Consider the following 15497-nt stretch of genomic DNA (forward strand, 5'->3'; position numbering starts at 1 on the left):
TTGTTCCGTCGCTGGGTTGGCCGCAATGCTATCCGGCCCTCAGCGCCTTGCCTGCAACGATACGCCTGCCGGCCTGGGCTGACTGTCACTGGCTCGTCACGGGCTGTTCCTACAGTGCACAAATCAATCAACAGGGGGAGGGCGCGGCCTTGCCGCGGGGTCCCCTGCCTACAGAGGGATATCCGCATGAAACTGAAGATGTTGTGCAGCGCGCTGGCCGGTGCGTCGCTGCTGTTGAGCGCCTGTGGCGGCAGCGATGGATCGTCCGCTGCCACCCCGACCAAGAACGTGCTGTTCTTCCTGGGTGACGGCATGGGCATCACCACCATGACCGCCGCGCGCATCTACAGCGTGGGCGAAGACGGTGAGCTGACCATGGACAAGCTGCCCGAGACGGCCTTCGTCCACACCTTCTCGAACGACGCCCAGGTGACGGACAGCGCACCCTCGATGGCCGCCTACATGACCGGCGTGAAGATGAACAACGAAGTCATCTCCATGACGCCCGACACCAAGGCCACGGATGCCAGCGGCAAGGCCTATCACACCAACTACGACAGCACCTGCCCCAGCGGCAACGGCCAGGCCGTTCCCACGCTGCTCGAGCAGATGAAGTCCGCCGGCTACGGCACGGGCGTGGTCTCCACCGCGCGCATCACGCATGCCACGCCGGCAACCACCTATTCGCACGTCTGCCACCGCGATGCGGAAAACACCATTGCCGCGGCCCTGGTGCCTGGCGGATCCGGCTACAACAGCAAGCTCGGCGACGGCGTGGACGTGATCCTGGGCGGTGGCTCGTACTACTTCACGCCCAAGGCCGACGGCGGCCGCCGCAACGACAGCCGCAACCTGATCGCCGAGTTCAAGACGCAAAAATACAGCTACGCCGCCAACAAGAGCGAGTTCGACAAGCTGCCCGTGGACGGCAGCAAGATCGCCGGCCTGTTCACCAAGGACCACATGGCCTATGACCTGGACCGCGATGCGACCAAGGAACCGAGCCTGGCCGAGATGACGGGCAAGGCCATCGACGCGCTGTCGGCCAAGAAGAAGGGCTTCTTCCTGATGGTGGAAGGCGGCCGCATCGACCATGCACTGCACGCCACCAACGCGCGCCGCGCGCTGCAGGATACCGTGGCCTTCGACAACGCCATCCAGACCGCGCTGGACAAGATGGCCAAGCTCGATCCGGGCCTGAAGAACACGCTGATCGTCGTCACAGCCGACCATGACCACACGCTGCACCTGAACGGCTATGCCGCGCGCACCGGCAAGACCGAGGCCGGCAAGCCCGGCGTGCTGGGCCTGGTCAAGAACTACGTGGACGGCAAGGCCTCCACCGATGTGGATGGCAATCCCTACACCATCCTGGGCTTCGGCAACGGTCCCAAGCGCCTGGCCACGCGCGGCCCCATCGACGCGGCTTCGCTGGAGAGCCCCGACTACCTGCAGGAGGCCGTGGTGCCCCTGGCCTCCGAAACCCACGGCGGCGGCGACGTGTTCCTGGGGGCTCAAGGCATGGGTGCCGATACGTTCTCGGGCGTGATCGACAACACGGCCGTGTTCAACCTGATCAAGAAGAGCATCGGCTTGTGATGCCGCACGCTGCATTCAAGGCACTCAAGGAATTCCACATGCATCCGATCCTCCAAAAGACCTCCCTCGCCCTGGCGGCGGCCGGCGCGCTGGCGCTGCTGGCGCCTGCAGCCCATGCGGCTGGCGAGGCCAAGAACGTCATCTTCTTCCTCGGCGACGGCATGGGGCCGGTCACCGTGACCGCCGCGCGCATCTACAAGGGTGAAAAGCAGCTGGCCGAAAAGGCCGGCTCCCTGGCCAGCAGCGAACGCGCCACGCTGACCATGCAGTCCCTGCCCTACGCCAGCCGCATCAAGACCTTCTCGCGCGATGGCCAGACCACGGACAGCGCGCCCTCGATGGCCGCCTACATGACCGGCGTGAAGATGAACAACGAAGTCATCTCCATGTCGGCCGAGACCATGGCCTACGCGGCCAACGGCCAGCAGTACATCAACGGCGAGGACACCACCTGCCCGGCCGGCAACGGCCAGCCCGCGCAGACCCTGCTGGAGCTGTCCAAGGCCAAGGGTCGCGCCGTGGGCGCCATCTCCACCACGCGCGTGGGCCATGCCACGCCTGCGGCCACCTATGCCCATATCTGCAACCGCAATGGCTACAACAGCATTGCCGAGCAGTCCGTGCCCGGCCATGCCAACTACAACGCCAGGCTGGGCGACGGCATCGACGTGCTCATGGGTGGCGGCCAGCGCAACTACCTGCCCAAGTCGGTCAACCCCAGCAGCAAGCGCACGGACACGGCCAACCTCGTGGACATGATGAAGGCCAAGGGCTACGCCTATGTTGCCAAGGGCAGCGAGCTGGCGGCCCTGGACGCGACCAAGGCGCCCAAGCTGCTGGGCCTGTTCACGCAAAGCGAAATGGCCTACGAGCTGGACCGCGTCAAGCAAAGGCTGGACGAGCCCAGCCTGTCCGACATGACCGGCAAGGCGCTGGACGTGCTCAGCCGCAATGACAAGGGCTTCTTCCTGATGGTGGAAGGCGGCCGCATCGACCACGCACTGCACGGCACCAATGCCAAGCGTGCGCTGGAAGACACGCTGGCCTTCGACCGCGCCATCGAGACCGCCATGGCCTACATGGAAAAGAAGGATCCGGGCCTGAAGAACACGCTGATCGTCGTCACCGCCGATCACGACCACAACATGGTGTTCAACGGCTACTCCAGGATCGGCAACCCCATCCTGGGCAAGGTGCAGGACTACCAGAGCGGCCAGATGGCCAAGGCCCAGGACGGCAAGCCCTACACCACGCTGGCCTTCGGCAATGGCGGACGTCCCAACGCCACGGCCTCCAGCCAGGTCAATGCCGAAGATGGCAACAAGCCCTGGATTGCGCCCACACGCGGCGCGGAGCGCCAGGACCTCAGCGGCGTGGACACCACGGACGACAACTACCTGCAGGAGGTGGGCCTGAACCTGGGCACGCCGGGCTCCGAGACCCATGGCGGCGGCGACGTGATGCTGTTCGCCGGCGGCGCGGGCGCCAAGATCTTCAAGGGCACGATGGACAACACCAAGGTGTTCTCCAAGGTCCGCGAAGCCGCTGGCCTGTAATTGTTTCTTCCTTCGTTGGCTGCTTGCCAACCCCTGGCCGGAGCCGTGGCGCATGCGTGTGCCCGGCCCCGGTTTTTTCGCATCGGCTGGATTCCATGACGCTCTCCCTTCCGGCGCCGCGCGCGGCGCGCCACATCTACGCGGCCGCGCTGCTGGCCTGCTCCGTCTCCGCAGCATGGGCCGCCGAGCCGTCCAAGCCGGCACCCGCACCCACGGCCGCAGTCCCTGCGGATTCCGTGGCGCGCACCACGGCCGCCGTACAGGCCACGCCCGAGGCCGACCTGCGCATCACCTACGAAGCCATGAGCGTGGGCAGCGACGGCGTGCAGCGCAGCAGCGTCTATACCAACCGCGTCTACCGCCGCAAGGCCCAGCTATGGATAGAGCGCGAAATGCCCGCCGCCCTGCGCCAGAGCCAGGAGCACGGCCATGACCACGCCCACGGCCCGCACGCCGGCCACGCCCATGACGAAGCCCGCGCCGCACCCCTGTCCATCCGCCGCGCCGATGACGGCAAGGTCGGCGTGGAAGTCATCCTGGCCAAGCTGCGCCGCGTCATCAGCGTGGACCTGGCCCACCACGGCAACGTGGGCTACGGCGGCTCCTTCGACAACGTGTACTGGATCGTGCCTCCCACCGCGCTGCAGGGCATGGAGCGCGTGGGCAAACCGCACAACGGCGTGCAGCGCTACCGCGGCACGGCAGGCGAGCAGACCACCGTCATCGACTGGGACGTGGCCAACCAGTTCGCCCGCCGCGTGGAGCGCAGCGACTCCCACGGCACCGAGCGCATCGTCGTCACCGCCAGCAAGCTGCGCGCACCGCTGGCCCAGCCCTGGAAGACCATCGAAGGCTATGACAAGGGCGACTACTCCGACTTGCTGGATTGAGCACCTGACACCCCAATGCAAAGAGCTGCCCGGAGGCAGCTCTTTTTTATTCCCCATTTCAATGCTCAAACGCATGGCGCTGGAAACCGGCGCAGCCTAACACCAGGGGCGCCGAGCAAGAGCCGCCTCGCGGCGATGGCGCCGTCCCCCTTCAGGGGGAAGCCGCGCAGCGGCTCAGGGGGAGGCCAGTTACACCTGTGCTCCGGAGTCTTTTACGACCTTGCTCCACTTCGTCGATTCGGCCTTGATGTAGGCGAGGAATTCGGCCGGCGTGTCGATCACGACGTCACCGCCCTGGTCGTTGATCTTCTTGACCACGGCCGGGTCCTTGAGCACCTTGGCAATGGCCGTGTACAGGCGCTGCTGCACGGCAGCGGGCGTCTTGGCCTGGGTCCACAGGCCGAACCACGAAGTGGCCTCGTAGCCGGGCACGCCGGCTTCGGCCACGGTGGGCACATCGGGCAGTTCGGGCGAGCGCTTGGCCGTGGTCACGGCGATGGGACGCAGCTTGCCCGAGCGCACATGCTGGATGGCCGAGGGCATGTTGTCGAACATGATGGCGATCTGGTTGCCCAGCAGGTCGGTGATGGCCGGGGCGCTGCCCTTGTAGGGCACGTGCACCATGTCCAGGCCCGTCATGGAGCGGAACAGCTCGCCCGACAGGTGGATGGAGCTGCCGCTGCCCGAGGAGCCGTAGTTCAGCTTGCCGGGATTGGCGCGCGCGTAGGCGATCATTTCCTTGACGGTCTTGAACGGCTGGCTGGGGTGGGCTACCAGCAGGTTGGGCACGTTGGCCACGCGCGTCAGGGGCGAGAAGTCCTTGATGGGGTCGAAGCCGGGCTTGGCGTAGAGCGCGGCATTGATGGCATGCGTGCCCACGGTGCCCATGAACAGCGTGTAGCCGTCGGCCGGCGCACGCGCGGCGGCCACGGCGCCGATGTTGCCGCCAGCGCCGGGCTTGTTGTCCACGATCACGGTCTGGCCCAGTTCCTGCTGCAGCGCCTGGGCGACGATGCGCGCCAGGATGTCGGTGGTGCCGCCAGCGGCGAAGGGCACGAGGATGGTGATGGGCTTGCTGGGGAAGCCGTCCTGGGCCAGGGCGGCGGTGCCGGACAGGGCGCCGAGGGCGGTCAGGGATGCGGCGGCCAGCGCCTGCAGGCCACGGCGGCGGGTGAAGTGGGTGGTTTGATCGGACATCGAGAGGTCTCCTGATTCGGCAATAAGGTGGATGGCCGGGCCCGGCAACGCCGGGCTGGGCCAGGGCAAGGCCCTGTGTGGCGCCCGCCTGTGCAGGCGGGCGCTTCCAGTGGTTCTTCTTGAAGGGTGTTGTGCCTGGGAAGGCGTTCGGTCAGACGGGTGGTCAGACGTTCGGTCAGACGGGCGCCACGCCCAGCGTGGTGCCGCCGCAGATGTAGAGCACCTGGCCGGTGACGAAGCCGTTGTCGGGCGACAGGAAGAACAGCGCGGCGCGGGCCACGTCTTCCGGTGTGCCCATGCGGCCCACGGCAATGCTGTTGAGGATGCGCTGGGTCTGCGGCGCGCCTTCGGGGTTGCTCTTGGTGAACAGCTCGGTGGCGATGGGGCCGGGGCCCAGGGCGTTGACCGTGATGCGGTCGCGGCCCAGTTCCATGGCCAGGGTGCGCGTCAGGCCGATCAGGCCGGCCTTGGTCGCCGAGTAGACGATGCGGTCAGGCTTGCCCAGCGCGGCGCGCGAGGACATGTTCACGATGCGGCCCTCGCCGCAGGCACGCAGCGTGGGCAGGAAGGCCTGCACCAGCAGCATGGGCGCGCGCAGGTGCAGTCCCACCACGTCGTCGAGATGCTGGGTGCTGGCGTTGTCGATGGTGCCGGGGCGCGTGGCGCCCGCGTTGTTGACCAGGGCCACCACGTTGTGCGCGGCGGCAATGCGGGCCGCCGCCTCGGCGGTGGCCTGCTCGCTGGTCAGATCGGCCTGGTAGCTCACCAGCAGCGGATGGCTCCAGTCGGGCAGCACGTAGTCGAGGTTGACCACGGCGCGGCCCTGGGCCAGCAGGGCCTCGGCGATGGCGCGGCCGATGCCGTTGCTGGCGCCGCTGACCACGGTGACGGGTGTCTTGTTATCCACGGTGCTCATCGCAGTCTCAGACCTTTTCCAGGATCACGGCAATGCCCTGGCCCACGCCGATGCACATGGTGCACAGCGCGTAGCGGCCTCCCAGCGTGTGCAGCTGGTTCACGGCGGTGGTGGCCAGGCGGGCACCGGAGGCACCCAGCGGATGGCCCAGCGCAATGGCGCCGCCCCATTGGTTGACGCGGCGGTCATCGTCGGCAATGCCCAGATCGCGCAGCACGGCCAGGCCCTGCGCGGCGAAGGCTTCGTTCAGCTCGATCACGTCCATCTGCTCCAGCGTCAGGCCGGTCAGGGCTAGCACCTTGCGCACGGCAGGCGCGGGGCCGAAGCCCATGATGCGCGGGGCCACGCCGGCCACGGCCATGCCGACCACGCGGGCGCGGGGCACCAGGTTGTATTGCCTGGCGGCTTCCTCGTTGGCCAGCAGCAGGGCGCAGGCGCCGTCGTTCACGCCGCTGGCATTGCCGGCCGTCACCGTGCCATCCGGGCGGCGCACCACGCCCTTGAGCTTGGCCAGCGCCTCGATGGTGGTGGCGCGCGGATGTTCGTCCTGGCTCACCACGATGGCGTCGCCCTTCTTCTGGGCAATGGACACGGACACGATTTCCTTGGCCAGGTAGCCGGCCGCGATGGCGGCGGCCGCCTTTTGCTGGCTGGCCAGGGCCATGCGGTCCTGGGCTTCGCGCTCGATCTTGAAGTCGTCGGCCACGTTCTCGGCCGTCTCGGGCATGGAGTCCACGCCGTACTGCTGCTTCATCAGCTTGTTGACGAAGCGCCAGCCGATGGTGGTGTCGTACACGGCGCTGCTGCGGCTGAAGGCGCTTTCGGCCTTGGGCATGACGAAGGGGGCGCGGCTCATGCTTTCCACGCCGCCCGCGATCATCAGGCGGGCCTCGCCCGCCTTGATGGCGCGCGCGGCCGTGCCCACGGCGTCCAGGCCCGAACCGCACAGGCGGTTGATGGTGGCGCCCGGCACATCGATGGGCAGGCCGGCCAGCAGGGCGGACATGCGCGCCACGTTGCGGTTGTCTTCGCCGGCCTGGTTGGCGCAGCCGTAGAGCACGTCGGCCACGGCCGTCCAGTCCACGCCGGGGTTGCGCTCCATCAGCGCCTTGATCGGCACGGCGCCGAGGTCATCGGCACGCACCGGGGACAGGGCGCCGCCGTAGCGGCCGAAGGGGGTGCGGATGGCGTCGCAGATGAAGGCCTGGTTGGACTGGCTCATGGTGTCTCCTGGGAAAAGAATGAAGAGGTGCCGGGGTGCGCCGCAGCGCACCCACTGGGGGAGCGGAGGGATCAGGCCGTGGCCGTCGCGTCCTTGATGGGCAGGCCCACGATGGACTGCAGCTCGGCGTGCGAGAGGCCGGGCACGGTGTCGATCAGGCGCAGGCCCTCGGGCGTGCATTCCAGCGTGCACAGGTCGGTGTAGATGCGCTTGACGCAGGACAGGCCCGTGAGCGGATAGCTGCAGGCCTCGACGACCTTGCATTCGCCGGTCTTGGTCAGCAGGTCCATCATCACCCAGGTCTGGCGTGCACCCACGGCCAGGTCCATGGCGCCGCCCACGGCGGGAATGGCACCGGCCTCGCCCGTGCTCCAGTTGGCCAGGTCGCCCGTGGCCGAGACCTGGAAGGCGCCCAGCACGCAGATGTCCAGGTGGCCGCCGCGCATCATGGCGAAGCTGTCGGCATGGTGGAAGTAGCAGCCGCCCGGCAGCAGGGTGACGGGCTGCTTGCCGGCATTGGTCAGGTCATAGTCCTCCTGGCCTTCGGCGGGCGCCGGGCCCATGCCCAGGATGCCGTTCTCGCTTTGCAGGATGACCTCGCGGCCGGCCGGGATGTGGTTGGCCACCTGGGTGGGCATGCCGATGCCCAGGTTGACGTAGGCGCCGTCGAAGATGTCTTCGGCCACGCGCCGGGCCAGCTCTTGCTTGCTGCGTTTCTGGTAGCTGCTCATGCTCTTGCTTTCGGCGGTTGGGGCGCTCATGCGGTTTTCTTGAAGCCGCCGGCCTGGGTGGCCACGCGGTCGATCTTCACGATCTGGCTCACGTAGATGCCGGGCGTGACCACGGCCTCGGGGTCCAGCGCGCCCAGCTCCACGATCTCGTGCACGGTGGCGATCGTGTGCTTGGCCGCCGTGGCCATCACCGGCCCGAAGTTGCGGGCCGACATGCGGTAGGTGAGGTTGCCCCAGCGGTCGCCCTTCTCGGCCTTGACCAGTGCCACGTCGCCGTGGATGGGATGCTCCAGCACATAGTGCTTGCCGTTGATCTCGCGCGTTTCCTTGCCGTTGGCCAGCTCCGTGCCATAGGCCGTGGGGCAGAAGAAGCCGCCGATGCCGGCGCCGGCGGCGCGCAGGCGCTCGGCCAGGTTGCCCTGGGGCACGAGTTCCAGCTCGATCTTGCCGCTGCGGTACAGGTCGTCGAACACCCAGCTGTCCACTTGGCGGGGGAAGCTGCAGATGATCTTGCGCACCTGGCCGCTCTTGAGCAGGGCGGCCAGCCCCTGGTCTCCGTTGCCCGCGTTGTTGTTGACCACGGTCAGTTCGCGTGCGCCCTGGGCGATCAGGCCGTCGATGAGTTCGGTGGGATTGCCCGAGGTGCCGAAGCCCCCGATCAGCACGGTGGAGCCGTCCTGGACGCCCGACAACGCCTCGGCGATGGTGTCGGTGATTTTGTTGATCACTTGCTTGTCTCCGGTATGCAGGCCGCTGGCGCTGCGCTAAAATGTTCGTATGTAGAACAAAAGTTCGCAGAAAGAATTATAGAGCCATGGAAAAAAATGCCGCTTCCGTAATTTCCACAGGTGGGGTTGAAGAAGAGGGCGGCACGCCGCGCCCCGGCGACAGCTATGTGCAGTCCTTTGCGCGCGGCCTGGGCGTGATCCGCTCGTTCAGCGCCGAGGCGCCTGCGCAGACGTTGAGCGAGGTGGCGGCGCGCACGGGGCTCACGCGCGCCGGGGCCCGGCGCATCCTGCTGACGCTGCAGACGCTGGGCTATGTGAAGAGCGACGGCAAGCTGTTCCAGCTCACGCCGCGCATCATGGAACTGGGCTTTGCCTACCTCAGCTCCACCCCGGTCTGGAACCTGGCCGAGCCCGTGATGGAAAACCTGGTCGACGAGGTCAAGGAGTCCTGCTCGGCCGCCGTGCTCGATGGGGGCGACATCGTCTATGTGCTGCGCGTGCACACCCACAAGATCATGAGCACCAACCTCGGCGTGGGCTCGCGCCTGCCGGCCTGCTGGACCTCGATGGGTCGCGTGCTGCTGGCCGGCGAGAGCGATGAATCCCTGCAGGCCCTGCTGGATGCGCGCGAGCGCCGGCAGTTCACGGCCCTGACCGAGCAGGATGATGACCGCCTTCGCCAGCGCATTCTGGAGGTGCGCGTCCAGGGCTGGGCCCTGGTGGACCAGGAACTGGCCGAAGGCCTGATCTCCATCGCGGCGCCCGTGAAGAACGCGGCCGGGCGCACCGTGGCCGCGCTCAACATCAGCGGCCAGGCCAACCGCAACAGCGCCGAGATGATGCGCGTGCAACTGCTGCCCCGGCTGCTGGCCGCCACGCAGCTGGTGAGCCAGCTGTTGAGGGCCTCGTCGCGTCTTTCCCTGTAAAACGGAGTGTGGCGCAGTGCGGCAGCGCGGGGCGGGGCGGGGCGCTCCATAATTGCCGCTCCACGCCCTGCACCCGCTTGCCTGCACCCAGCACCATGGCCCGCCTGCCCAGACTCACCATTGCGGATCTGCCGCATCACATCATCCAGCTCGGCAACAACGGCGCGGACATCTTCATCGATGCCCAGGACCGGGAGACCATGCTGGGGCTGCTGCGCGAGATGGCGCGCAGCTGCGAGCTGGCCGTGCATGCCTACGTGCTCCTGCCCAGCCAGTTCCACCTGCTGGCCACGCCGCGCACCGACGATGGCCTGCCCAGGTTCATGCAGGCCGTGGGCCGGCGCTATGTGCGCTACTTCAACGACCGCCACGGCCGCAGCGGCACGCTGTGGGAAGGCCGCTATCGCGGCACGGTGCTGCAGCCCAGCTGGCTGCTGCCCACCATGGTCTTCATGGACGACAGCCCCGTGCGCGCCGGCCTGGTCCAGCGGCCGGCCGACTGGCCCTGGTCCAGCTACGCGCACAACGCCGGCCTGCGCAGCGACGCGCTGATCCAGCCCCATGCCGTGTTCTGGGAGCTGGGCAACACCCCGTTTGCGCGCGACGCGGCGTATGTGTCGGCCGTGGAAGAGGGCGTCAGCAGCGATGACGGCGAACGCATCAGCCAGTCGGCGCTGCGGGGCTGGGCGCTGGGCGATGAGCAATTCATTGCCGATTTACAACAGCGCACCGAGCGCCGCGTGACCCGCCAGCGCGCCGGCCGTCCGCCAGGACGGACCAATGAGCGCACCACAACAGTGCGTTAGTACCCACTGATGGACTGCAAGTGCTTGATTCCTCATCGCAGGCCTCTGTGAAATAAATATGTCCCTTATTAATTTCCGATTTTTTTGTTCTGGAATTAATTGGGATCTGACCCTTATATAAATTTATTGCATGAGGTGATGCCTTGCCTTAATCTTGCGTTCCCTGCGAAAAATTTGAGGATTCCGCCATGACGACGGCTGCCGAGATCAAGCATCTCCAAGACCACGGTCTGTACTCCAAGAGCAACGAGCACGACGCCTGCGGCCTCGGCTTTGTTGCGCATATCAAGGGCGTCAAGCGCCATGACATCGTCACCGGCGCGCTCAAGATCCTCGAAAACATCGACCATCGCGGTGCCGTGGGTGCCGACAAGCTCATGGGTGACGGCGCGGGCATTCTGATCCAGATTCCCGACCAGCTCTACCGCGAAGAGATGGCAAAGCAGGGCGTGGCCCTGCCGCCCGCGGGCGAGTACGGCGTGGGCATGATCTTCCTGCCCAAGGAACACGCCTCGCGCCTGGCCTGCGAGCAGGAGATGGAACGCGCCATCAAGGCCGAAGGCCAGGTCCTGCTGGGCTGGCGCGATGTGCCCGTGAACCGCGACATGCCCATGTCGCCCACGGTCCAGGAAAAGGAACCCATCCTGCGCCAGGTCTTCATCGGCCGCGGCGCCGACGTGATCGTGCAGGACGCGCTGGAGCGCAAGCTGTACGTGATCCGCAAGACGGCCAGCGCCGCCATCCAGAACCTCAAGCTCAAGCACAGCAAGGAATACTACGTTCCCAGCATGAGCAGCCGCACTGTGGTCTACAAGGGCCTGCTGCTGGCCGACCAGGTGGGCGTGTACTACAACGACCTGTCCGACGAGCGCTGCGTCTCGGCCATCGGCCTGGTGCACCAGCGCTTTTCGACCAACACCTTCCCCGAGTGGCCGCTGGCCCACCCCTACCGCTACGTGGCCCACAACGGTGAAATCAACACCGTGCGCGGCAACTACAACTGGATGCTGGCGCGCGAGGGCGTGATGGCCTCGCCCGTGCTGGCCGAGGACCTCAAGAAGCTCTATCCCATCAGCTTCGCCGGCCAGTCCGACACGGCAACGTTCGACAACTGCCTGGAACTGCTGACCATGGCCGGCTACCCCATCAGCCAGGCCGTGATGATGATGATTCCCGAGCCCTGGGAACAGCACGAGTCCATGGACGAGCGCCGCCGCGCCTTCTATGAATACCACGCCGCCATGATGGAGCCCTGGGACGGCCCGGCCTCCATCGTGTTCACCGACGGCCGCCAGATCGGCGCCACGCTGGACCGCAACGGCCTGCGCCCCTCGCGCTACGTGATCACCGATGACGACCTGGTCATCCTGGCGTCCGAAGCCGGCGTGCTGCCCGTGCCCGACAGCGCCATCGTGCGCAAGTGGCGCCTGCAGCCCGGCAAGATGCTGCTGATCGACCTGGAGCAGGGCCGCCTGATCGAGGACGACGAGCTCAAGGCCAACATCGTCAACACCAAGCCCTACAAGCAGTGGATCGAGAACCTGCGCATCAAGCTGGGCAGCGTGGGCGGTGACACCCATGCCGGCCCCGAGGCCGCCAGCCTGCCGCTGCTCGAGCGCCAGCAGGCCTTCGGCTTCACGCAGGAAGACATCAAGTTCCTGCTGGCCCCCATGGCCAAGAACGGCGAGGAAGGCATCGGCTCCATGGGCAACGACAGCCCGCTGGCCGTGCTGTCGGACAAGAACAAGCCGCTGTACAACTACTTCCGCCAGATGTTCGCGCAGGTGACCAACCCGCCGATCGACCCCATCCGCGAAGCCATCGTGATGTCGCTGGTGTCCTTCATCGGACCCAAGCCCAACCTGCTGGACATCAACCAGGTCAACCCGCCCATGCGCCTGGAAGTGCACCAGCCCGTGCTGGACTTCGCCGACATGGCCAAGCTGCGCGACATCGAACGCCACACGCAGGGCAAGTTCAAGAGCGCAACGATCGACATCACCTACCCGCTGTCCTGGGGCAAGCAGGGCGTGGAAGCCAAGCTGGCATCGCTGTGCGCGCAGGCCGTGGACGCCATCAAGGGCGGCGCCAACATCCTGATCATCAGCGACCGCCATGTGAGCGCCACCCAGGTGGCCATCCCCGCGCTGCTGGCGCTGTCGGCCATCCACCAGCACCTGGTGCGCGAGGGCCTGCGCACCACGGCCGGCCTGGTCGTGGAGACGGGCACGGCGCGCGAAGTGCACCACTTCGCCGTGCTGGCAGGCTACGGCGCCGAGGCCGTGCACCCCTACCTGGCCATGGAAACCCTGGCCGACATGCACAAGGAGCTGGGCGGCGACCTGTCGGCCGACAAGGCCATCTACAACTACGTCAAGGCCATCGGCAAGGGCCTGTCCAAGATCATGTCCAAGATGGGCGTGTCCACCTACATGTCCTATTGCGGCGCCCAGCTGTTCGAGGTGATCGGCCTGAACAGCGACACCGTGGACAAGTACTTCACCGGCACGGCCAGCCGCGTCGAGGGCATCGGCGTCTTCGAGATCGCCGAGGAAACCATCCGCAACCACCGCGCGGCCTTCGGTGACGATCCCGTGCTGGAGACCATGCTGGACGCCGGTGGCGAATACGCCTGGCGCGCCCGTGGCGAAGAGCACATGTGGTCGCCCGACGCCATCGCCAAGCTGCAGCATTCCACGCGCTCCAACAACTGGAGCACGTACAAGGAATACGCCCAGCTGATCAACGACCAGAGCAAGCGCCACATGACGCTGCGCGGCCTGTTCGAGTTCAAGTTCGACCCGTCCAAGGCCATCCCGCTGGACCAGGTCGAGTCGGCCAAGGAGATCGTCAAGCGCTTTGCCACGGGCGCCATGTCGCTGGGCTCCATCAGCACCGAGGCCCATGCCACGCTGGCCGTGGCCATGAACCGCATCGGCGGCAAGAGCAACACCGGCGAAGGCGGGGAAGATCCCCAGCGCTACCGCAACGAGCTCAAGGGCATCCCGATCAGGAAGGGCGAGACCCTGGGCTCCATCATCGGCGCCGACAAGGTCGAGGCCGACATCGAGCTGCAGGACGGCGACTCGCTGCGCTCCAGGATCAAGCAGGTGGCCTCGGGCCGCTTCGGCGTCACGGCCGAGTACCTGTCGTCCTCGGACCAGGTGCAGATCAAGATGGCCCAGGGCGCCAAGCCCGGCGAGGGCGGCCAGCTGCCCGGCGGCAAGGTGTCCGACTACATCGGCAAGCTGCGCCACTCCGTGCCCGGCGTCGGTCTGATCTCGCCCCCGCCCCACCACGACATCTACTCCATCGAGGATCTGGCCCAGCTGATCCACGACCTGAAGAACGTGGCGCCGCACGCCGACATCTCGGTCAAGCTCGTGTCCGAAGTGGGCGTGGGCACCATCGCGGCCGGCGTGGCCAAGTGCAAGAGCGACCACGTGGTCATCGCAGGCCATGACGGCGGCACGGGCGCATCGCCCTGGTCGTCCATCAAGCATGCGGGCTCGCCCTGGGAGATCGGCCTGGCCGAGACCCAGCAGACCCTGGTGCTCAACCGCCTGCGCGGCCGCATCCGCGTGCAGGCCGACGGCCAGATGAAGACCGGCCGCGACGTCGTCATCGGCGCGCTGCTGGGCGCCGACGAGTTCGGCTTCGCCACGGCGCCCCTGGTCGTCGAGGGCTGCATCATGATGCGCAAGTGCCACCTGAACACCTGCCCCGTGGGCGTGGCCACGCAGGACCCGGTGCTGCGCGCCAAGTTCTCGGGCAAGCCCGAGCATGTGGTGAACTACTTCTTCTTCATCGCCGAGGAAGTGCGCCAGATCATGGCCCAGCTCGGCGTGGCGAAGTTCGACGACCTGATCGGCCGCTCCGACCTGCTGGACACCCGCAAGGGCCTGCAGCACTGGAAGGCCCAGGGCCTGGACTTCTCGCGCCTGTTCGCCCAGCCCGAAGTGCCCGCGGACGTGGCACGCTTCCATGTCGAAAAGCAGGACCACCTGCTGGACAAGGCGCTGGACGTGAAGCTCATCGAGCGCTGCAAGCCCGCCATCGAGAACGGCGAGCGCGTGCGCATCATGGAAGTGGCGCGCAACGTCAACCGCTCCGTGGGCGCCATGCTCTCCGGTGCCGTGACGCGCGTGCATCCCGAAGGCCTGCCCGATGACACCATCCGCATCCACTTCGAGGGAACCGGCGGCCAGTCCTTCGGCGCCTTCCTGTGCAACGGCATCACGCTGAACCTGCGCGGCGACGCCAACGACTACACGGGCAAGGGCCTGTCCGGCGGCCGCGTGGTGGTGCACGCCAGCCATGAGTTCCGTGGCGATACCACCAGCAACACCATCGTGGGCAACACCGTGATGTTCGGCGCCACCAGCGGCGAGGCCTTCTTCGGCGGCGTGGCCGGCGAGCGTTTCGCGGTCCGCCTGTCTGGCGCCACCGCCGTGGTCGAAGGCGTGGGCGACCACGGCTGCGAATACATGACCGGCGGCACCGTGGTGGTGCTGGGCAAGACCGGCCGCAACTTCGCCGCCGGCATGAGCGGCGGCGTGGCCTATGTCTACGACGAGGATGGCCGCTTCGCCGAGCGCTGCAACAAGGCGTCCGTCTCGCTGGACCAGGTGCTGCCCCACGACGAGCACCTGGCCCAGGTCTCGCCTGCCGTCTGGCACCGCCGCGAGACCGACGAGCGCCAGCTGCGCGCGCTGATCGAGGCGCACAGCCGCTGGACGGGCTCCAAGCGCGCCCGCGACCTGCTGGACAACTGGGCGGCGGCCCGCTCCAAGTTCGTCAAGGTCTTCCCCAGCGAGTACAAGCGTGCCCTGTCCGAGATGTACGAGCGCCAGGTGATGGAAGAGCCCGCCACGCCCGAGGTCGAGGAACACGCCAAGGAGGCGGTGGCCGCCAAATAACAAGGAA

Annotated in this window: 11 protein-coding genes; 6 read left to right on the top strand and 5 right to left on the bottom strand. The window is 67.0% G+C overall.

All coding sequences use genetic code 11. The annotated features are described in order from the left end of the window. The first annotated feature begins 186 nt into the window (after nucleotides 1-186). The 3 genes from G4D77_RS22000 (at nucleotide 187) to G4D77_RS22010 (ending at nucleotide 4045) form a co-directional block, all read left to right on the top strand. Nucleotides 187-1599 (top strand): alkaline phosphatase, encoded by a 1413-nt coding sequence (locus G4D77_RS22000; RefSeq protein WP_046986463.1) that lies wholly within the window; start codon nucleotides 187-189, stop codon nucleotides 1597-1599. Nucleotides 1600-1637: 38 nt separating this feature from the next. Next, nucleotides 1638-3155: an alkaline phosphatase gene (locus G4D77_RS22005; protein WP_047326519.1), complete on the top strand. Its 1518-nt coding sequence runs from the start codon at nucleotides 1638-1640 to the stop codon at nucleotides 3153-3155. A 95-nt stretch (nucleotides 3156-3250) separates the two neighbouring features. After that, nucleotides 3251-4045 (top strand): hypothetical protein, encoded by a 795-nt coding sequence (locus tag G4D77_RS22010; RefSeq protein WP_154833592.1) that lies wholly within the window; start codon nucleotides 3251-3253, stop codon nucleotides 4043-4045. A gap of 189 nt (nucleotides 4046-4234) precedes the next feature. Here the strand turns inward: G4D77_RS22010 and G4D77_RS22015 are convergent, their stop codons facing one another. The 5 genes from G4D77_RS22015 to G4D77_RS22035 form a co-directional block, all read right to left on the bottom strand. After that, complete coding sequence (locus G4D77_RS22015; protein ID WP_012207363.1) at nucleotides 4235-5242, bottom strand: Bug family tripartite tricarboxylate transporter substrate binding protein; 1008 nt, start codon at nucleotides 5240-5242, stop codon at nucleotides 4235-4237. Nucleotides 5243-5417: 175 nt separating this feature from the next. Continuing rightward, on the bottom strand, nucleotides 5418-6158 hold the full coding sequence (locus tag G4D77_RS22020) for an SDR family NAD(P)-dependent oxidoreductase (RefSeq protein WP_016450985.1): 741 nt from the start codon (nucleotides 6156-6158) through the stop codon (nucleotides 5418-5420). Between the two features lie 7 nt (nucleotides 6159-6165). Continuing rightward, nucleotides 6166-7380, bottom strand: coding sequence for a 3-oxoadipyl-CoA thiolase (pcaF, locus tag G4D77_RS22025; RefSeq protein ID WP_154833593.1), 1215 nt, complete (start codon nucleotides 7378-7380; stop codon nucleotides 6166-6168). A 71-nt stretch (nucleotides 7381-7451) separates the two neighbouring features. Further along, entirely contained in the window at nucleotides 7452-8111 is a 660-nt protein-coding gene (locus G4D77_RS22030) for a 3-oxoacid CoA-transferase subunit B (protein ID WP_026062883.1), read from the bottom strand. A 26-nt stretch (nucleotides 8112-8137) separates the two neighbouring features. Further along, on the bottom strand, nucleotides 8138-8839 hold the full coding sequence (locus G4D77_RS22035; protein ID WP_012207359.1) for a 3-oxoacid CoA-transferase subunit A: 702 nt from the start codon (nucleotides 8837-8839) through the stop codon (nucleotides 8138-8140). Nucleotides 8840-8925: 86 nt separating this feature from the next. Between G4D77_RS22035 and G4D77_RS22040 the strand changes: the two genes are divergently transcribed. The 3 genes from G4D77_RS22040 to G4D77_RS22050 all read left to right on the top strand — a co-directional run bounded on the left by G4D77_RS22040 (nucleotide 8926) and on the right by G4D77_RS22050 (nucleotide 15490). Further along, nucleotides 8926-9765, top strand: coding sequence for an IclR family transcriptional regulator domain-containing protein (locus tag G4D77_RS22040; protein ID WP_154833594.1), 840 nt, complete (start codon nucleotides 8926-8928; stop codon nucleotides 9763-9765). A gap of 95 nt (nucleotides 9766-9860) precedes the next feature. Beyond that, on the top strand, nucleotides 9861-10571 hold the full coding sequence (locus G4D77_RS22045; protein ID WP_016445555.1) for a transposase: 711 nt from the start codon (nucleotides 9861-9863) through the stop codon (nucleotides 10569-10571). Between the two features lie 188 nt (nucleotides 10572-10759). Next, the gene (locus tag G4D77_RS22050; RefSeq protein ID WP_061287363.1) at nucleotides 10760-15490 is read left to right on the top strand and encodes a glutamate synthase-related protein; all 4731 of its coding nucleotides are present in this window, start codon (nucleotides 10760-10762) and stop codon (nucleotides 15488-15490) included. The last annotated feature ends 7 nt before the right edge of the window (nucleotides 15491-15497 follow it).

This window comes from Delftia sp. WY8 (assembly GCF_018437695.1).
Lineage (GTDB): Bacteria > Pseudomonadota > Gammaproteobacteria > Burkholderiales > Burkholderiaceae_C > Comamonas > Comamonas tsuruhatensis.